Here is a 16,987-nt window from a genome sequence, read left to right as displayed (position 1 = left end):
GGGGCTAAATGTCGATTTAGCACAGGTATAAATTGTGAGTTTTGCTGTGACTAGAAAATGGATGAAAGGCTGGGCTACAAAAAAGTCCTCTCGCTGTTAGACGAGAGGACCAATAGTGATTCTGTGATAAACAGAAGTGTGACTGCATATGAAGGGCTTACGTGATCCCTCAAAAGCAATAGGGGCGCAAATGTTTTCTTCTATTCACTAGCGACAGAAAGCTTTGCGGCCGCTGTATTTGGTGTAGTAGCCAGTACGCGGATTAAATGAACGATATTTGTTTCTGCAGTAGCGGCGCCATTCGCGAGTCCAAGGCTCTGGACGGTAGCTATTACGTCTTGGTGCTTCACGGTAGTTTTTCGTTGGACGTTGGTTTCGTGCGTTATGGCAGTGGCGTACACCATTGTGGGTGTGACATCCACGGAAACCGTTACGGTGATAATGGTTCTGCACCCGGTTCCATTTGTTTTTGTTGCCGTTGTAGAGAACGGCAGCGCCAACAGCACCAATAATCAAGCCAGCAGCAAGTGCCCCTTTGCGGCCATTTTTGGCTTCAGCTTGTGTGGTCGGCGTGACAATGGCAAGAGCAGGCAAAATAGCTGCTAACAATGCATAAATAAGTATTTTTCTTCCGGTCATTGGTTGCTCCTCAAATTCTCCCCAGCATCAACCCAGTCGCGGGATACGCGAGGTAAAGCTATAACTTTATCATGGCAAAAATACGATCCATCGACCATAGCATAAACAAAGTCCGTGTAAATACGCAATGCCAACGGGCTCTCACCCGATAGCATTGCGCTCTGGATGCCGCTCTTAGCGACAGAAGTGGCGGCGGCCGTCATAGCCACGGAAATAACCGGTGCGTGAGTTGAAGGACCGATAGCGTGTTTCGCAATAGCGGTACCAAGCACGGGTCCAAGGGGCTGGACGACCAGAGTGACGAACGCGGTGATGTCTGTTTGGGCGATGGTGCGGGCGGTAGTGCGAACGGTGTGGGCGGTAATTGCGATGGCCATTGCGGTAGGCGACATCATGTGCGATTGCGCCAACAGCCAGTCCGGTAACTGCACCAATTGCGAAGGCTGCGTTGCGTCCGCCTGCGGCTTGGGCCTGACTGGTTGGTAGAGCTACTGTTGCGATGGTTGCGATCAGGGCGAAGGCTGCGATGGTTTTCTTTAACATGATGTGTCCCCTTATGGATTTTTGACTGTTTCAATTGAAGGTCTTGTGTGTCGCTTTGAAGGTATTTGGCGTTGATCATCAGCGCCTATACTCATCAGTCGCGGCGTATCCGGAAAGGGTTCAAAAAAATCGTAAAAAAATGCACTCGATTGTGAGAGTGCGGATTTCTGGGATTTTGGATAACCTGATGACAAGGGCCTGTGATTGTAAAAGCGATCTTCATTCCTCTATTAAGGTATTTATAATTTGCAGGAGGGGGCAGGGGATTGGCGTCAGGTGTGTTCATGTGCCACTAATGAGGTGGGCGCATCTTTGTAAAGAAATTTCACAAATATTGAACCAATATGCGTTTGGGAACGACACAGGTATGACAGTGAAATCGGGGATTGCATGTCGGGATCTGAAAATACTCGCGATCTAGAGCTTCTGAATAGGGTCGCGCGTAATGATCGTAAAGCCATAACGCTTCTATACCAGAGGCATAATCTTCGGCTTTATCGTTATCTGCTGCGCTTCACTAAAAATGATGCGATAGCAGAGGAGCTTGTAAATGAGACATTTCTCGATGTCTGGCGGTCTGCCGGTAAATTCGAGGGGCGCAGTCAAGTTTCGTCATGGATCATTTCCATCGGGCGGAATAAGGCGATTTCTCTTCTGCGTAAGCGGTCGGATGCTGAACTTGATGATGACTATGCGTCAGGTCTGGAAGATGACAGTGATACGCCTGAGGTAACAACGCTAAAACAGGACAAAGCCGCTGCAATGCGGACCTGTATCAACAAGCTGAGTGCCGAGCATCGCGAAGTGATTGATCTTGTTTACTATCAGGAAAAGGCGATCAAGGAGATTGCCGTGATCCTGTCGGTTCCGGAAAATACGGTGAAGACACGGGTGTTTCATGCTCGAAAGAAGCTGTCCGACTTATTAGCAAAATCCGGAATAGACCGGGGATGGCCATAACGCCAATTGAATACCAGTGTCGAGGATGAATAATGACCAATAATCCGGAAATCGAAAAGCTCCTGCCTTGGTATGCAAAAGGTCTGTTGGAGCCTGAAGAGGCCCAAAGAGTTGACGCCTATCTTGAAGAGCATCCCGAAATGCGTATGCAGCTAGGCCTGATTGCAGAAGAAAATGACGCTATAGCGCAGCAACATGCCGCTCTGGGCGCTCCTGTGCCGGGTGGGCTCGACCGTCTTCTTTCCGATATTGATGCCTTGGAAGCCACAGAGGCGCCCTTGGCGCATTCGATTGGCGCCAGCACGATAGGCAGAATGGTTCAGAAATTCAAAGATCTCCTTGCCAGTTTTGCTAGCCCAGGTGTGCGGTTCGCTGCCATGGCCGCTGCGTTGGTGATTGTCGCACAAGGGGTTGTCATCGGCGGGCTCATGCGGGATGGGACTGCGCCCACTGATGTGTCGTCAAAATTCACCACAGCATCGGGACCACAGCAAGCAACGACAACGAACGGAGCGGTGTTTCTTGTGGCTTTTCAAAAAGATGCGCGTATGAACGATGTGGCCCAGCTGCTTAAATTGCAGTCTGCCAAAATCATTGCAGGGCCTAAAGCCGGTGGGTTTTTCGAGATTATGGTGCCAGTCAACAAGCTACCAGAAGGGGGCGCTGATGGTGTCCTTAAATCTCTGCAAGCCCAAACAAATTTAGTGCAATTTATTTCCATCAATCAATAATCTGTGATCGAACAGAAGCAAACGAGGAAAGAAGCACCATTAAATTGTGTTATTCTGGCATTTCAATGAGGGCGTTCGGATTTGAGATTTCGCATGATAAGCGCAACCGGTCCGTATAGATACATGCCGTGAGATAATCGGAGAGAGAGACTATGAAACGGACAGGATTTGCAAAAAGTGCGTGTGCGTTGTTGGCCTGTTTGCTAGTGATGACATTGGGGTCTGCTGATCAAGCACGAGCGCAATATCCTGATACCTATCCAGATCAGGATGATTCAAGTCACTCAGGAGGCTCGGGACGTATACTGCTCCCTGCAATCGGTTTGGGGATTTCAATCATTCGGGAAGTGAGCCGCCAAAAACAGATCAAAGAACAAGAAGAGTTGCAAAGGCCTGCTGCGCAACGACCTAGGGTCTCCAAAAAGCGGCCAAACCGCAAGCCACGGAAAACCAGAGACAACCGCTCATCGCGTAAGGCGGCTCCAAGGATCGTGCTGCCCGAAACATTGCGTGTGGCCCGAGCCAAGCCGCGTATATACTCTATTGACGGCAAGCCCTGGTCCAGCGACAAAGAGTTTGTTGTTGTTCTGCAGTCCGGTTTGAGCGAGCAAGCGGTTTCTGAGTTTCTGGCGCAGTTTGATCTCGAAGTGATTGATCAAACACGCATCAATCTGCTCGATCAGGTCGTGCTTAAACTGGCATATCCGGCTGAAATGTCGCCGCAACAGGCGTTGTTGATGGCAACGGATGAACGGGTTTATCGCGCGCAGCCCGATTATTTTTATTACCCCGCTACGGAGGGTGACGCCGAGCCAACGGATATGTTGGAAGGGCTACAATATGCCTTTGACAAAATGGGTTTTGCCCAACTGTCCGGCGAGGAAAGTGGGCTGGGAGTGAAACTTGCTGTGGTTGATAGCGGCATCAAGTTTGATCACCCTTCTCTTTCCAGCAGTGTGACAGATCGTTTTACGGCATTCCCCGAAGCTGACAGCGCGCAGTTGAATCGGGATCATGGCACCGCCGTTGCCTCCATCATTGCGGCCCATGCCGGTATGCGGGGCGTTGCGAAAAATGTGGCGTTGATGTCTGCGCAAGTGTTTCGGTTTAGCGACAAGGGGCACATGGTTGCCGACAGCTATGACATTGTACGCGGAATTGACTGGGCAGTGGAAAATGGCGCCGAGATACTCAATCTCAGCTTTGCCGGTAGTAAAGACAAATTCTTGCAAGACGCATTGGGTAAAGCCGAAGAAAAGGGTGTCATTGTGGTTGCCGCTGCAGGCAATGAAGGGCCCGACGCTCCTGCAGCTTATCCTGCTGCCTATGAGAATGTCATAGCGGTTACGGCAACCGATGAAGATGACGGCCTCTATATCTTTGCCAATCGTGGTGACCATGTCGAGTTGGCCGCTCCCGGTGTGGATGTGCTTGTCGCTGCAGGGGAGGATGGATATGGCTTACAGACCGGCACCTCTATGGCCACTGCGTATATTTCAGGTTCTATTGCCCTGATGCTTGAAAAAGAGCCAGAGTTGACTGTGCAAGACATCAAAGGACGTTTGGCACGTTCTGTTCTTGATCTTGGAATGGAAGGTCGAGATCCTGATTTTGGATATGGTCGATTGGATGCCTATAAAGCTCTGACCAGCTCTAGCCAGCCTGAGTTGGTCAATTGAAATTGCACTTGCCAACAAGAAAATGGCTGCACTCAAAAGGCTGCTGACACTATGCTGTCAGCAGCCTCTCTCTATGGTGATCTCAAGCGGTGATAACACCGGCCGATTTACAGGAGAGAGAAATGACCAATTTGCCAAAAAATGCCGTGACATGGTTTTCCATTCCGGCAACAGATTTCGAAAAATCTATCAGTTTTTTCCAAGGCTTGCTCGGTGTTGAGCTGATCCGAGACATTCACGGTGAGGGCGATGATGCAATGCCTTTTGCGATGTTCCCAAAAGAGGGTGAAGACAGTGTCTCTGGTGCGGTTACGCCTGCTGACAGAATAAAACCCGCTGCTGGTGGTGTTTTGATCTATTTGGCCTGCAATGACATTGATGGCGCTCTGGAGCGTGTTGATAGCCTAGGGGGAGCCTTATTGACACCCAAGACGCCGTTGCCAGGGGATATGGGCGATATTGCTGTTGTTGCCGATTGTGACGGCACTCCGATCGGATTGCATCAGGTATGATCTTGCGATCTGCGCTGCAGCTTCCTAGGGTGACTTCTGGTGTTTTGGGAGTGTGCTATGCGGCGGGCAGATCGTTTGTTTGAGATTGTGCAATTTCTGCGTGGTGGGCGTTTGCTCACCGCGCAGGCGTTGGCTGAACGACTGGAAGTATCCAAACGAACCATTTACCGCGACCTAGCCCAATTGCAGGGCTGTGGCGTTCCAATTGAGGGGGAGGCAGGGGTCGGCTATGTTTTGGCCAGCGATTATCATGTGCCACCGCTCACGTTTACTGCGGATGAAATCGCATCGCTTGTTCTGGGTGCGCGCATGGTGCGGGCTTGGGCTGGCGACGATTTGGCGCAAGCGGCACAAGAAGCCTTGATCAAGATTGATGCCGTGATCCCGGAAGGGATGCGCAGCTTGATTGACGACACGCAAATGTTTGCGATGTCCTTTTCCGGCAGCTCTATAGAACGATCGTCGCTGGATGCTTTGCGCAAGGCGTGCAAGGAACGCTGCTTTCTGGACATGACCTATGTCAGCCTTGAAGGAGAGGGCAGCACACGACGCGTGCGCCCGTTGGGGTTGTATTTTTGGGGACGGGTCTGGACGTTACTTGCCTGGTGCGAAATACGGGCCGATTTTCGCTCCTTTCGCGTTGATCGTATAAAAACAATGAAACAGGCAGACCACTGTTTTCCTGTCGAAGCGGGACGGGAGCTGAAAGACTATGTTGCCAAGATGAAGGCAAAACACGGCATTGATGCGCATGGTCAGCCAATAAAAACAGACAGTCAATCATCGAGTTGCAAATAGGGTGTTGGACAGGTGTCTATCTGTTATGCGTCAAATGAGACGTCTTCGGGCTTCCAGCTGTAGATCCAGTCGAATTGGCGCATCAACTGGGATGTCGGCAACAGACGCATGGTCATGTTGCGTGCTGTCGCGATTGCGCCTTGCATATGATAGATCTCACCATTGCGGCGTGCTTTGGCGACGACTTTTCTCACTCGATTTTTGCGCGCCTTTTCATAGGCTTTGAGGCGCGTTTCCATTGGTCCTTGCACTTCGTCTATTGCGCGGGCAAGGATTGCAGCATCCTCGATGGCCATCACAGCGCCTTGCGCCATAAAGGGCAACATGGCGTGGGCGGCGTCTCCCGTCAGGGCAACCTTGCCTTTGACCCACGCTTGCTCAGGGTCTTGCCCACACAACGCCCATTTGAGCCAGTCTTGCCGTTCGACCAACAATTCGCGGATCTCGCGCGGCCATCGTGCAAAGCGATTGTTGAGCCAATCTGCATCGCCCTTGCCGTTCCAGCCTTCTTCGGTCCAGTCTTCATTGACGATGGCAACGATATTCATCATATGGCCGCCGACAATCGGATAATGGACCAAATGGGCGTTGGGGGACAACCACAGGCCAATGTTCCGGCTGTCGATGGTATCAGGAACCATTTGTAACGGCAGGGTGGTGCGCCAGGCGGTCTTGCCGCTGTATGCAGCAGGCTTGTTGCCAAAATAGGTGGTGCCAATGCGCGACCATACACCGTCAGCCGCAATCAGAGCCGAACCCTTGAAGCTGCGCTGCTCGCCACTGGCCAATGTGCAGGTGACTTCGATGCCATCAGCTGTGTCTTTGATATCTTGAACGTCACATTCGTCTTGCATCTCGATGAGGGCGAGTTGGCTGGCCCTATGATAAAGCGCTTGCTGCATGTCGGCACGATGCACAACCATATAGGGCGCACCATAGCGGGCAGAAATGTCTCGAGCGGACAATTCTGATAGCAATGCCCCAGAGACCCCCGAACGAATTTTGATTTTTCCGGGTATTACAGCCTGCTCAGCTATATAGGGCCAGACACCCCACTGTTTGAGGCTGCTTGTGGCGTTGGGAGATATCTGAATGCCAGCGCCGACTTCTGTCGGCATCTGGTTTTTTTCGAGCAGCAGAACTGGAATGTTTTTATGAGCAAGCGCCAAGGCAGTCGCCAGTCCGCCCGGGCCAGCACCCACAATGATGATTGGCAATTGCTCGGACATATTTGGTTCTTTCCCCGTGGGTGTTTTGATTTTCCGAGTGTATCAGGACGGATAACAGTGGCTTTATTCGTGGAAACAACCGTCCGGACGGGTTTGGGTTTCACCAAGTTCTGCGTTGAATTTATAATGGGTCGAGCAATAGGGGCACAGAATTTCATTTTCTTCACCCATATCAAGATACACATGAGGATGGTCTTGCGGAGGGGTTGCACCCATGCACTGAAATTCCCGAACGCCGATCTCGATTGCCGAAACACCTTCGTCGTTTTTGAAATGAGGAATCGTGTGGCCTGCCATGGGATGATGCTCTCTCTTAATCCAGTTTGATTTTGCGGAGACAATAGCGCCAGCGACAAGGGAATCCTAGTCTCGATGTGATCATCTGGATTAACTTTCCCAAATTCCAAGCGCTATTCTGGCGTGGATGGTTTCAATTGTTGCGCTTTTTTGCCATCCTGATAAGAACAAAAGCCCCAGAGGCGTGTTTCATAAATGCGCTTCGTTTTGATTTCAACTTCTCAATAGTGTTTTGTCAAATATGCCAGAATTTCAATCCGACGGTTATACTCTCTCCTATCTCGATGAAGGCGCAGGCGAGCCTGTTTTGCTCATTCACGGCTTTGCTTCCAATAAGACAGTCAACTGGATCAATCCCGGCTGGGTGCAGACCCTGACAGGGGCGGGGTATCGTGTTATCGCGATTGATAACCGTGGCCATGGCGAAAGTGAGAAACTTTATGATCCGGCTCTTTACACCTCTCCCACGATGGCAGAAGACGCCAAACGGTTGTTGGATCACCTCGGGTTGGATCGTGTCTTTGTTATGGGCTATTCGATGGGCGCGCGTATTTCAGCCTTTTTGTCGCTGAAGTATCCCGAACGGGTGAGGCGAGTGGTGTTTGGTGGTCTTGGCGGCGGTATGATTCATGGTACGGGCGATCCCGCCCCTATTATCGCTGCATTGGAAGCTGATCAGGGGGTGCCGATCAAACATGCCGTCGGAAAGGCGTTTCGCATGTTTGCTGATCAGACGGGCAGTGATCGGCTGGCGCTGGCTGCATGCATGCGCTCGGCCAGACAGAAGATTCCGGTTGAAGATCTCGCCAAGCTGGCAGTGCCGGCGCTTGTTGCTGTCGGCACGCGCGATGTCATCGCAGGTTCTGCCAAAGAATTGGCGGATATCCTGCCCGATGCCCGTGTCGCTGATATCCCTGGGCGCGACCATATGGTCGCTGTTGGGGACAAGGTCTTCAAGCAAGCCGCGTTGGACTTTTTTGCCGAAGGCTAAACGGCTTGCTTGTACCTGAATAAGTCGCTTGCTTATTTCCCTATGAAAACGGGCTTTCGCTTTTCAGCGAAGGCGTTTCGCCCTTCTGCATAGTCTTGGCTGTCAAAGCAAGCATTGGCCATGCTTTTTAGCTCATTCATTGACAGGCTATCAGACTGGCCAATGGCGCTGTTGATGGCCGCCTTGTGATATTGTGCACTCATGGGCGCTAGCGTGGCGACGGTTTTGCAATAGTCTTCTGCGGCTTCATCAAATGTTTCGTCATCAAAAATCGCGTTGAGGAAACCGAGCTTTTGAGCATCTTGTGCACCATAAACTCTGGCGGTTAGATACAATTCCTTGGCGTTGGCCGAACCGACCAGATTAACGATGTCGGCGATGGCATTGGTAGGATAGCCCACACCAAGTTTGCCTGCCGGAATGCCGAACTTGCCGTTGGCGTTGGACAGTCGCAGGTCACATGCGGCAGCAAGGCCAAACCCACCACCCATGCAAAAGCCTTTTATCAACGCAATCGTTGGTTTGTTGGCGTTGCGTACTGCGCGATAACAGTCGGAATTGATGTCGTCATAGCGGGTGGCTGAGGCCGTGTCTTTGCGTACCGTATCAAATTCACCGATGTCTGCCCCAGAGACAAAAGCTTTGCTGCCTGCGCCTGTGATGACAATGACATGGATGTCAAAATCGTCATCTAGGCTCTTTACCGCAGCGGGAATTGCTTGCCACATATCCAAGGACATGGCGTTTCTTTTGGCTTCGTTGTTGATAACAATACGGCCAATTGGGCCAGACCGTTCAACGAGGATTTTGTTGTGATTTTGGATGTCTGTCATGACTGTGCTATCTTTGGTGTCTGTCGTTTGCAAAGGATGCTGCAAAGAAGATCAAGCGTCTACCTTGCAGCTCGTCATCGGGCGGACTATGTCTAAAGGCAATATATGCCAATTAGAAGCCGGGCGATAGGCTTAGAGAGAAGGCGAGAATAACATGGCGGATACTGGATTGCGGTGGAGTGTTGACGACAAACTTGGAGTAGTTGACCCTATTTGGCAACGGGTGCGCACGGAAGCCGAGGAAGTCGTTCGGGCCGAGCCTGTTCTCAGCAGCTTCATTTATTCAACCATTCTCAGCCACAAACGCATGGAAAATGCCGTTATTCACCGTCTGGTGGATCGTTTGCATAGTCCTGCAATGGATTCTGAAGCCATTCGTCAGGCATATCGCGAGGCCTATGAATCGGATGCGTCGATTGCACTTGCCATGCGTGCTGATATTGTCGCTGTCGCAGATCGCGATCCGGCCTGCGATCGCTATATTGATCCATTGTTATATTTCAAAGGATTTCAGGCGATTCAGGTTCACAGGCTGGCCCACTGGCTCTGGAGCAATGGGCGTAAAGATTTTGCTTTGTATTTGCAAAGTGTCAGCTCTGCTGTGTTTCAGGTGGATATCCATCCGCGTGTCAAATTTGGCAAAGGCATTTTCTTTGATCATGCAACGGGCATTGTTGTCGGTGGCACCGCTGTCATCGAAGATGAAGTCTCCATTTTGCAGGGCGTGACGTTGGGCGGTACCGGCAAGGAAATCGATGATCGTCATCCCAAAATTCGCCAAGGTGTACTTATTGGTGCAGGGGCCAAGGTTTTGGGCAATATTGAAATCGGGCGCTGTTCGCGGGTTGCTGCCGGCTCAGTTGTGCTCAAAGCCGTTCCTCCTCACACCACAGTGGCAGGGGTGCCCGCCAAAATAGTTGGCAAAGCGGGCTGTGCCGAGCCTGCGCGCAGCATGGACCAAATGATCAGGGATACTGAATAAAAACCCGCCATTTTGGTTTTATGTTGCCCCTAACTGCGTGTTTGATCAGAAAAAACTGGAATGATGTGGATAGCGGGTTTACTCTCACTGTGTGCTGTGCGACTGAGCCGGAGTTATGTTTGGGTCTGCCTTCCCTCAGGTTGGTCCCTAGAATTTGGACATGTTTCTCGCCGACGAGAAATTTACTAGCAGGAGGCAATTTTGGATAAGACAGAGCTGGCAAAGCTTCAGAAATTTATGCGTGGTGCACTTCAGTCAACAAATCTGGAAGTACGGGCTCGCCCTCGCAAAACCGATTCTGCCGAAGTTTATGTGGAAGATGAGTTTGTCGGCGTTTTGTTTCGCGACGAAGAAGATGGCGAACTTTCCTACAATTTCTCTATGGCAATTCTGGATTACGATCTCGAAGACTCTTAAGCTCGATTGGCGTGTTTGTCAGGACATAGTTGCTCGATTAAGGACCACCCAGAGCCACGATGGATATTGGGATATAAGCTGCGATGCCCTATCAGGCAACGCGGCTTTTTGTTTCAACGGCGTTGGTAATCACTGAATTTGCTGCGCATGGTCGTGTCAAGCTTACGCCACTCTGCTAGCAGCTGTAGGCGAAACCTGTAATTCAGCTGTGCGCCATTATTGAGTATGATATCGCGCATGCAAAAGGTGGGTGTATTTTCAACCGGCTTGATACAACGTGCGACAAAGGGGGCGGTTTCATCTGGCTTGAAATAGATCACTTCGCCCGAAAAACCCGATTCTTTTGACATTCTAAATCCGATGAGGGCTGCCGGGCCTTCAATCGTATCCCCGACAAAGTGCTGACTATATACCGAGTATAGTCGCTCCGAGGTCGAAATTGGCTGTGGTGGTTGGCTCAAAGAGGCAAATATCAGTCGGGAATCCTTAGTAACATCATTGAATGCTACCTGTGTATCCAGACTGAACCCTTCTAGGGTGGGCCATAGTAGAATCAGGTCCAGCTTCTTGAGTTGTTGCAGGTTGCGCTGTTCAGGCCGACGAACCGTGTTTTCCGGCACCATGAATTGTGCCGTGCCAATGGTATAGAGGCGCAGGCTGGTTTCTACGCTGTAAGGGCTGTTGAGCAACTCTGGTCCGGAATGCTGCAAAATGCGGCTAATTACAAACAGCACTGTGATGGCGATAAGGCCTGCAATGAGGATAAAGAAAATCCATCTTTGTGGGGATCCTTGTTCTCCAATTTGCTGCTGCATGAAATCTTACCTTTGATGGGCGCAATGAAGCGACTCTCTTGTTTTGTTGCCAACCATAAGCAATTGGCACAGACACATCAATTTGGCATCCATATGGCGACTGTCTGGCTGTGGGCCGATCATGACGATGATCGGCCGTGTGAGCAAGGCATCGGCACGGTGTTTGCACCGCAAACGGGGAAGCGTTGCAGCTGTGCCAGCCTGAAACAGAATGGCACATGCATTACAGGGAAAGTGTCCTCTGATGGGAATGGAAATGTTTGCGTTGGTCTATGTCACATGTGTCGGGTTTGTCTGTGCTGGCATTTTGGCCAGTCTCTATCAAATAGTCTCTCACCGTCCCGCGGGCTTTCGGATGGTCATGCATACCTTGCCCGGCGCTATGATTTCTGTGGTCCTGTGTATGTTCGCCGGGCCATTTATCATTATGCGCAATGCTTTGCGTGGGTGGCGGATTGAAGACCGGCATATTGCGTGGGTTTTCGGTTCTTCTGCGATTGCCGGGGTCTGGAGTGCTTGTTCGGGCGTGTTGTTGCTCAATATGTTTGTGGGCGCGATGTCGGCTGTGACCTGACTGCGGTCCAAATCGATACAAACGGATGGATTGCGCGAGGCCTGTTTTGGCCTTGTAATAATGGCCGGATTTTTGATTCTGATTGCGATCCGTATCGCAAAGCAGCAATCAGCATTGCTTATAGAAAGGCGAATGAGATGCCGCTTTATCAATTGGGGGCCTTTCAACCGGAGTTGCCGGATGAAGGGGATTATTGGATTGCACCAAACGTCAGTGTAATCGGTCGGGTGATTATGAAGCGTGATGCCAGTTTGTGGTTTGGAGCCGTGTTGCGTGGTGACAATGAAGCGCTGACCATCGGCGAACGCAGCAATGTGCAGGATGGCAGTACATTGCATTCGGATATGGGGTATCCACTCGACATTGGTGCTGATTGTACGATTGGGCACAATGTGATTTTGCATGGATGCACCATTGGCGATAATTCTTTGGTTGGTATGGGCGCCGTTGTGTTGAACGGCGCAAGAATAGGTCGCAACTGTCTGATTGGTGCCAAGGCCCTCATTCCGGAAGGCAAAGTTATACCGGACAATTCGTTGGTCATGGGCATGCCGGGTAAAGTGGTGCGTGTGCTGGATGAGGAAGCGGCGAGCAGGCTGACTGCATCAGCGGCTGGCTATGTTGCCAACTGGCGGCGATTTGCCAAAGAGCTTAAGCCACTCTGATCCTGAGTGTTGAAGCGAGATAAAAAAAAAGCGGGCCAGCTGTGGGGACAGCTGACCCGAAAGAACCTGATCGGTTGTGGACGGGATGGGGATTTGATCAGGCCTTTATTCAGTTAACAGTGGATGGATCGTGGCTTGGAACGCCACAACTTTCGGGGGTCATCTAGGGTCGTCAATTGAAGTCCATGTGGCAGGATGCAAGGCTGCCTGCCGTTTAATATAGTGGTAGGGTGTTTGATCCCATGGCAGGATGCGTGGATCCTGATTGTCCAGAATGAGATCGCCGCGGTCGGTTCGAACGGTTAGAACTGCATGGCCGTTGCCATTTTGCTCGCGAACCACAGTGATGAGCAAAGCTGTTTCTGGCCATCCAACATTAATAAGCATGCGGCGCTTCAGCAGCGCAAAGTCTTCGCAGTCGCCTGCTGATGCAGGATATGTCCAGAGCTCTTCTGTCCTGTATTGTTCTTTGTCAGTGATCGGGCGAATGGACTGGTTGACATGTCCATTGATGTTGATCAGCTGTGTCCAATTGGACTTGGACAATTTTACTGCACGATCAACGCTGAAACTTGTTTTGCATTCCGTCGGATTGTTACGGCAAAAATTAACGTGTCCGATCGGAGCAGATGTCTTGCCCGTGATTGTCATAAAAGGCGAGTAGCGAGCAGCTTGTGTTTCAATGGATAAGGCCATCAGTGCCAGACTGAAAAAGGCAAATCCCCAAATGCGGTTTCTCATGTATATCTCCCGTCGTTGTGGAGATATTTATAGAATACGCTATTTTATTTACTTGAAATATTGGCTGCTGTATTTGAGGTAAAGTTAAGTAAAAAATGGATATATGTTTATTACATCTGTATGTTACTTTGATTATATTTAGTTTTTATTTTTATTATAATTTTGTTTTACTTTAAGTACATTTAGAAATAAATCTTCTCATAATTCAAGTAAAATTGGAATTAGTTTGAATTGATAAGTTTTTACAATGTCTTATGATTGTTGTGGTGGCGCAGATGGATGCAGGACTTGGCTGATTTTCAAGGCGCGCTTGTGATTTGGGTGCAAGTAATTACTGCACTCGATGCGCTGCGTCGGGAAAAGGCTCCCGCTTATTTTCCTCTGCCTATGGGGTTTGGGCAGGCGTGGGTTGAGAAAAAATAAAATAATTTTTTAGAAAAACCGTGTGTAGAAAAATCCAAAGTCGTTGAGCTTACGCTCCGTTATCGAGGAAACCTGCGATGATAGAGGGGAAAGGACACAAGACAGCACTCAGCGACCGATAAAGGAGAGATCGGAGAGGCTGTGCGGCTTGGTTTGATGTGTGGAAATTCTTATTTCAGGTTCTCATCTAGCGCTTGGCTATCCTGCAGGGAAGCGAACTCAACAGCCAAACCATCATCAAGATGTCGCACGATGCGCGCACGTATTTTTCCGATGTTGATTGATTTTCCGACCGCAGGGCGGGCTTTTGTCTTGATTGCAGCGCCAGAAAGAGACAAATCCATCACTCGACAAATATGCTCGCTTCCATCTTCCATTATAAGTTTGGTGATGGGATTTTTGGGCTGGCGACGTTCATGACGTCTGTCTTCTGGCAAGGACAGGATGTGTCTATTGGCAAGCCATGTCAGTTGAGAGGCCAGTTTGTCGCGTTTGCGTGCTGTTGCGTCGACGGAAATGGCGAAGCCGCCTTCAATCTTGCGGGCAATCTTTCCCTCGATGCGTCCAATATGGTCGATATAGGCTATGATCCGTTCACCGATTTCGCCACGGATCGGTGCGATCATTGCAACGCCACCCGGTGACATATTGATCACCTGACAGGGATATTCCGTCTTGTTTTCCAGCATGAAGCGACCAAGCAAATTGACCTTCACTCTTTGGTGACGGCGGCGCTCGGTGATGCGTGGAAAAACGGATTTTTGGAGTAGTGCCGACATAAGGGACTGCTTTCCCGCCAAAAATGGACAAAATGGACGTAGCTGACGCCATCCTATTCCCTCTATGGTTAACAAAGCCTTTTATGTGGCGCCGACGTGCCTATTGTTTGTGTCTTTCAATGTCGGTTGCTTTAGGTTGTGGAAAATCGGTTGTCTTACCCTTAATCCCGACGTCCCCCTTCAATGACAGTCAAGTGGCCGATCTGCTTTTCTATTTGGAATGCTGCATTGTCGACGGAGGGAGACACGGCTGCTGTCGATGGTGCCAATCCAAAACCGGGTTGCGCTTTTGTGCCGCTTTTTGCGGTCCGCATAAAGGCAGGGCGTTCGTCTGGCCAAATCAGGCGCATGGATGTGACGCTGAGTTCTGTTAGTGGCCAAATGCCGACCCAATAGGGCATGTCGGCCGGGCTGGCGGCGCCTAGGATGCGGCTTTTGGGTTGTCCATAATGACGAAGAGGCAACAGAACGGCCTCGAAATCAAGCTCTTGGTCTCGCTCGGTTTTTCCTTTGAAGCCTATAACCGCAGCGGCTTCATCTTCCGCTACTGCAGCCAGCAGCAGTTTGATGCTAGAGGTGTCTTCTTGGCTCCATATATCCAGAAAGCTTCTGCCTTTGAGTTCGCGACAAAATGAACCGCATAGCCGGGTCCCTGCCAGTCGGAAGTTAAGTGCATTCTGATTTCCGTATTCGAGAATGAAAGTGTCGCCCAAAATTTGATGGATCTCGGCTGGATCTATGTCGCTGCGTTCTGGCGCAGTGCGACCGCCTCTTAGACCATCCCAATATGTGAATAATTCGCGGGTCACTTGATGTTTCATAATCATTCTCTATCTGGGGCACTTCTGAACCGGTGGTGTTTCATGCTGGCACAGACTGGGCATTAACGTTTGTCTTGTTCCTTTACAAAGCAGGGGGCGTGCCAACTGTCGTCTTTCTGCGCGATATGAGGTTTTGCACACCGTCATTAAGGTTAATTTATGCTTGTTCTTGCAGGTGTGTAATTGGAAGGGTAAACATGTCCTTAACAGTTACCACGCCGTCAAGTTGGACTCCTGAAATGGCTTGATGGCGCGGCTCTTCAAACTTTCCTGACTTTGTTCAGGAGGCATCAGCCATCCGAATTGATCTTTTAGAGATCGGCGGGTGGCTTTTTTTTGCCCTTTTCTCTGGTGTTAATATTTTCGCACTAGAACTGCGGGCAGGATATTCACTCTCCCTGTGGCATAGGGGGGGGCCTGTTGGTCTTTTGCGGGCTTGATGTCTATGCCAATAATCCCCAAATGGGCAGGGAACCCATTGACCAAACCTGAGGATCGCCCATGGCACTGAAACCTCGTGGATCCTGGCAAATGCCGTCTGGTATGCCACCACCAAGAGAACCGGCGTTTAATTTGCCGACCCCTATTATGGTTTTGGGTGGCATTATGATCGCCCTTCAGTTTTTGCAGGAGTTTGTTCTGTCGGCGGCTCAAAAGCAGGAATTGTTGCTTACATTTTCTTTCTTGCCGATACGCTATGGCACGGCGGCGCAAGGATTTGATTTCCCCGGTGGTCTGCTGGGAGACGTCTGGACCTTTGTGACCTATGCTTTTCTGCATGGAAGCTGGATGCATGTGATTCTGAATCTGGTTTGGATGGCGATCTTCGCAACCGTCATTCTGCGCCGGATCGGGACCAAGAATTTTGCCATTTTCTTTGTGGTTACAGCAGCGGCTGGTGCTGGTGTGCATTTGTTGTTGCACTTTGATAGCCCCACGCCACTCGTTGGGGTGTCGGCCGTTCTCTCTGGGGCTATGGCTGCTACTGCACGCTTTGCTTTCAGTGGCGGGTTGGGGGGCTTTAGCGCCTTACAAAGCAGCCATTACGGTCGGTGCTTGACGCTTGTTGAATTGCGTTACAATCAGCAGGCTATGATTTTTTTAGGCATCTGGTTGGTGCTCAATCTGGTGTTTGGCTTGACTGGCGGCGGTACTATCGCTTGGGAAGCGCATTTGGGTGGCTTTGTCGCAGGGCTGCTTGTGTTTCCCTATCTTGATCCATTGACAAAGCCTCCGCGCAGGCCGAAGCCGCCCAAAAAAGAGCCTCCAAAGAAAAAGCCAGAGCATTTGCGCGTGATCAAGTGAGTGCCAAGGTTTTAAAATTGATGATTTTGTAAGGGGCGGAGATCGTTTTGATCTTCGCCTCTTTTATAATTCTTTGCGATGATTGGGGAGAAAGGTGCGCGTTGGCTAAGGAGTTTTTTGGGAATAAGCTGCGTTATGCCTAAGTTTCTATTCTGGAGCTTGCCTTCCGCTTCATTTCGTCGCAGACTTTCTGCAAACGAGGAAGTGGCTTTCGGTTTAACTACCGCTAGGTATAGACAAATCGGAACTGAGA

21 protein-coding genes are annotated in these 16,987 nt (G+C 50.3%); 12 read left to right on the top strand and 9 right to left on the bottom strand.

What is annotated here, in order from left to right:
• Positions 1–207 precede the first annotated feature (207 nt).
• Positions 208–639 (bottom strand): BA14K family protein, encoded by a 432-nt coding sequence (locus C0081_RS00345; protein WP_101531819.1) that lies wholly within the window; start codon positions 637–639, stop codon positions 208–210.
• A 174-nt stretch (positions 640–813) separates the two neighbouring features.
• Complete coding sequence (locus C0081_RS23450) at positions 814–1,182, bottom strand: BA14K family protein (protein WP_245417818.1); 369 nt, start codon at positions 1,180–1,182, stop codon at positions 814–816.
• 390 nt (positions 1,183–1,572) lie between these two features.
• Between C0081_RS23450 and C0081_RS00335 the strand changes: the two genes are divergently transcribed.
• The 5 genes from C0081_RS00335 (at position 1,573) to C0081_RS00315 (ending at position 5,862) form a co-directional block, all read left to right on the top strand.
• A complete protein-coding gene (locus tag C0081_RS00335; protein WP_101531818.1) occupies positions 1,573–2,142 on the top strand; it encodes a sigma-70 family RNA polymerase sigma factor in 570 nt (189 codons plus the stop codon).
• 32 nt (positions 2,143–2,174) lie between these two features.
• On the top strand, positions 2,175–2,873 hold the full coding sequence (locus tag C0081_RS00330) for a hypothetical protein (RefSeq protein WP_101531817.1): 699 nt from the start codon (positions 2,175–2,177) through the stop codon (positions 2,871–2,873).
• Between the two features lie 152 nt (positions 2,874–3,025).
• A complete protein-coding gene (locus C0081_RS00325; RefSeq protein ID WP_101531816.1) occupies positions 3,026–4,552 on the top strand; it encodes a S8 family peptidase in 1,527 nt (508 codons plus the stop codon).
• A 122-nt stretch (positions 4,553–4,674) separates the two neighbouring features.
• The gene (locus tag C0081_RS00320) at positions 4,675–5,064 is read left to right on the top strand and encodes a VOC family protein (protein WP_101531815.1); all 390 of its coding nucleotides are present in this window, start codon (positions 4,675–4,677) and stop codon (positions 5,062–5,064) included.
• 57 nt (positions 5,065–5,121) lie between these two features.
• Entirely contained in the window at positions 5,122–5,862 is a 741-nt protein-coding gene (locus C0081_RS00315; protein ID WP_101531814.1) for a helix-turn-helix transcriptional regulator, read from the top strand.
• Between the two features lie 23 nt (positions 5,863–5,885).
• Here the strand turns inward: C0081_RS00315 and C0081_RS00310 are convergent, their stop codons facing one another.
• Positions 5,886–7,091, bottom strand: coding sequence for an FAD-dependent monooxygenase (locus C0081_RS00310; RefSeq protein ID WP_101531813.1), 1,206 nt, complete (start codon positions 7,089–7,091; stop codon positions 5,886–5,888).
• Positions 7,092–7,154: 63 nt separating this feature from the next.
• Positions 7,155–7,388: a zinc-finger domain-containing protein gene (locus C0081_RS00305; protein ID WP_101531812.1), complete on the bottom strand. Its 234-nt coding sequence runs from the start codon at positions 7,386–7,388 to the stop codon at positions 7,155–7,157.
• A gap of 241 nt (positions 7,389–7,629) precedes the next feature.
• On the opposite strand from C0081_RS00305, the gene C0081_RS00300 reads away from it, so the two are divergent.
• Positions 7,630–8,379: an alpha/beta fold hydrolase gene (locus C0081_RS00300; RefSeq protein ID WP_101531811.1), complete on the top strand. Its 750-nt coding sequence runs from the start codon at positions 7,630–7,632 to the stop codon at positions 8,377–8,379.
• A gap of 32 nt (positions 8,380–8,411) precedes the next feature.
• Here the strand turns inward: C0081_RS00300 and C0081_RS00295 are convergent, their stop codons facing one another.
• A complete protein-coding gene (locus tag C0081_RS00295; protein WP_101531810.1) occupies positions 8,412–9,212 on the bottom strand; it encodes an enoyl-CoA hydratase in 801 nt (266 codons plus the stop codon).
• A 154-nt stretch (positions 9,213–9,366) separates the two neighbouring features.
• On the opposite strand from C0081_RS00295, the gene cysE reads away from it, so the two are divergent.
• Both cysE and C0081_RS00285 read left to right on the top strand, forming a co-directional pair.
• A complete protein-coding gene (gene cysE, locus C0081_RS00290) occupies positions 9,367–10,194 on the top strand; it encodes a serine O-acetyltransferase (RefSeq protein WP_101531809.1) in 828 nt (275 codons plus the stop codon).
• 201 nt (positions 10,195–10,395) lie between these two features.
• Positions 10,396–10,611 carry a DUF3126 family protein gene (locus C0081_RS00285; RefSeq protein ID WP_101531808.1) on the top strand — a complete coding sequence of 72 codons (216 nt, stop codon included), beginning with the start codon at positions 10,396–10,398 and terminating at the stop codon, positions 10,609–10,611.
• Positions 10,612–10,724: 113 nt separating this feature from the next.
• Here the strand turns inward: C0081_RS00285 and C0081_RS00280 are convergent, their stop codons facing one another.
• Positions 10,725–11,426, bottom strand: coding sequence for a hypothetical protein (locus tag C0081_RS00280; protein ID WP_101531807.1), 702 nt, complete (start codon positions 11,424–11,426; stop codon positions 10,725–10,727).
• 244 nt (positions 11,427–11,670) lie between these two features.
• On the opposite strand from C0081_RS00280, the gene C0081_RS00275 reads away from it, so the two are divergent.
• Together C0081_RS00275 and C0081_RS00270 are read left to right on the top strand one after the other, a co-directional pair.
• On the top strand, positions 11,671–12,000 hold the full coding sequence (locus C0081_RS00275) for a DUF6949 family protein (RefSeq protein ID WP_101531806.1): 330 nt from the start codon (positions 11,671–11,673) through the stop codon (positions 11,998–12,000).
• A 137-nt stretch (positions 12,001–12,137) separates the two neighbouring features.
• Positions 12,138–12,665 carry a gamma carbonic anhydrase family protein gene (locus C0081_RS00270; protein ID WP_101531805.1) on the top strand — a complete coding sequence of 176 codons (528 nt, stop codon included), beginning with the start codon at positions 12,138–12,140 and terminating at the stop codon, positions 12,663–12,665.
• Positions 12,666–12,824: 159 nt separating this feature from the next.
• Here the strand turns inward: C0081_RS00270 and C0081_RS00265 are convergent, their stop codons facing one another.
• Positions 12,825–13,406: a transglutaminase-like cysteine peptidase gene (locus tag C0081_RS00265; RefSeq protein ID WP_245417817.1), complete on the bottom strand. Its 582-nt coding sequence runs from the start codon at positions 13,404–13,406 to the stop codon at positions 12,825–12,827.
• A gap of 288 nt (positions 13,407–13,694) precedes the next feature.
• Here C0081_RS00265 and C0081_RS23635 point away from each other — a divergent pair, with 288 nt between their 5' ends.
• A complete protein-coding gene (locus C0081_RS23635) occupies positions 13,695–13,829 on the top strand; it encodes a hypothetical protein (protein WP_280952852.1) in 135 nt (44 codons plus the stop codon).
• Positions 13,830–13,999: 170 nt separating this feature from the next.
• Here C0081_RS23635 and C0081_RS00260 read toward each other — a convergent pair whose 3' ends face one another.
• The gene (locus C0081_RS00260; protein WP_101531804.1) at positions 14,000–14,608 is read right to left on the bottom strand and encodes a PilZ domain-containing protein; all 609 of its coding nucleotides are present in this window, start codon (positions 14,606–14,608) and stop codon (positions 14,000–14,002) included.
• A 161-nt stretch (positions 14,609–14,769) separates the two neighbouring features.
• Positions 14,770–15,429, bottom strand: a complete 660-nt coding sequence (locus C0081_RS00255) for a PAS domain-containing protein (RefSeq protein WP_210200350.1) — start codon at positions 15,427–15,429, stop codon at positions 14,770–14,772.
• A 501-nt stretch (positions 15,430–15,930) separates the two neighbouring features.
• Here C0081_RS00255 and C0081_RS00250 point away from each other — a divergent pair.
• Positions 15,931–16,734 (top strand): rhomboid family intramembrane serine protease, encoded by an 804-nt coding sequence (locus tag C0081_RS00250; protein WP_101531802.1) that lies wholly within the window; start codon positions 15,931–15,933, stop codon positions 16,732–16,734.
• The last annotated feature ends 253 nt before the right edge of the window (positions 16,735–16,987 follow it).

Origin of the sequence: Cohaesibacter celericrescens, assembly GCF_002866925.1 — a bacterium.
Taxonomy (GTDB): domain Bacteria; phylum Pseudomonadota; class Alphaproteobacteria; order Rhizobiales; family Cohaesibacteraceae; genus Cohaesibacter; species Cohaesibacter celericrescens.
The sequence above is the reverse complement of the archived record's forward strand: the minus strand, read 5'-3'. Positions and strand labels throughout refer to the sequence as shown.

Bases quoted from the DNA above. Each gene is read 5' to 3' on its own strand.
- C0081_RS00345 (WP_101531819.1), bottom strand. From the start codon at position 639: ATGACCGGAAGAAAAATACTTATTTATGCATTGTTAGCAGCTATTTTG.
- C0081_RS23450 (WP_245417818.1), bottom strand. From the start codon at position 1,182: ATGTTAAAGAAAACCATCGCAGCCTTCGCCCTGATCGCAACCATCGCA.
- C0081_RS00335 (WP_101531818.1), top strand. From the start codon at position 1,573: ATGTCGGGATCTGAAAATACTCGCGATCTAGAGCTTCTGAATAGGGTC.
- C0081_RS00330 (WP_101531817.1), top strand. From the start codon at position 2,175: ATGACCAATAATCCGGAAATCGAAAAGCTCCTGCCTTGGTATGCAAAA.
- C0081_RS00325 (WP_101531816.1), top strand. From the start codon at position 3,026: ATGAAACGGACAGGATTTGCAAAAAGTGCGTGTGCGTTGTTGGCCTGT.
- C0081_RS00320 (WP_101531815.1), top strand. From the start codon at position 4,675: ATGACCAATTTGCCAAAAAATGCCGTGACATGGTTTTCCATTCCGGCA.
- C0081_RS00315 (WP_101531814.1), top strand. From the start codon at position 5,122: ATGCGGCGGGCAGATCGTTTGTTTGAGATTGTGCAATTTCTGCGTGGT.
- C0081_RS00310 (WP_101531813.1), bottom strand. From the start codon at position 7,091: ATGTCCGAGCAATTGCCAATCATCATTGTGGGTGCTGGCCCGGGCGGA.
- C0081_RS00305 (WP_101531812.1), bottom strand. From the start codon at position 7,388: ATGGCAGGCCACACGATTCCTCATTTCAAAAACGACGAAGGTGTTTCG.
- C0081_RS00300 (WP_101531811.1), top strand. From the start codon at position 7,630: ATGCCAGAATTTCAATCCGACGGTTATACTCTCTCCTATCTCGATGAA.
- C0081_RS00295 (WP_101531810.1), bottom strand. From the start codon at position 9,212: ATGACAGACATCCAAAATCACAACAAAATCCTCGTTGAACGGTCTGGC.
- cysE (WP_101531809.1), top strand. From the start codon at position 9,367: ATGGCGGATACTGGATTGCGGTGGAGTGTTGACGACAAACTTGGAGTA.
- C0081_RS00280 (WP_101531807.1), bottom strand. From the start codon at position 11,426: ATGCAGCAGCAAATTGGAGAACAAGGATCCCCACAAAGATGGATTTTC.
- C0081_RS00275 (WP_101531806.1), top strand. From the start codon at position 11,671: ATGGGAATGGAAATGTTTGCGTTGGTCTATGTCACATGTGTCGGGTTT.
- C0081_RS00270 (WP_101531805.1), top strand. From the start codon at position 12,138: ATGCCGCTTTATCAATTGGGGGCCTTTCAACCGGAGTTGCCGGATGAA.
- C0081_RS00265 (WP_245417817.1), bottom strand. From the start codon at position 13,406: ATGAGAAACCGCATTTGGGGATTTGCCTTTTTCAGTCTGGCACTGATG.
- C0081_RS00260 (WP_101531804.1), bottom strand. From the start codon at position 14,608: ATGTCGGCACTACTCCAAAAATCCGTTTTTCCACGCATCACCGAGCGC.
- C0081_RS00255 (WP_210200350.1), bottom strand. From the start codon at position 15,429: ATGAAACATCAAGTGACCCGCGAATTATTCACATATTGGGATGGTCTA.
- C0081_RS00250 (WP_101531802.1), top strand. From the start codon at position 15,931: ATGGCACTGAAACCTCGTGGATCCTGGCAAATGCCGTCTGGTATGCCA.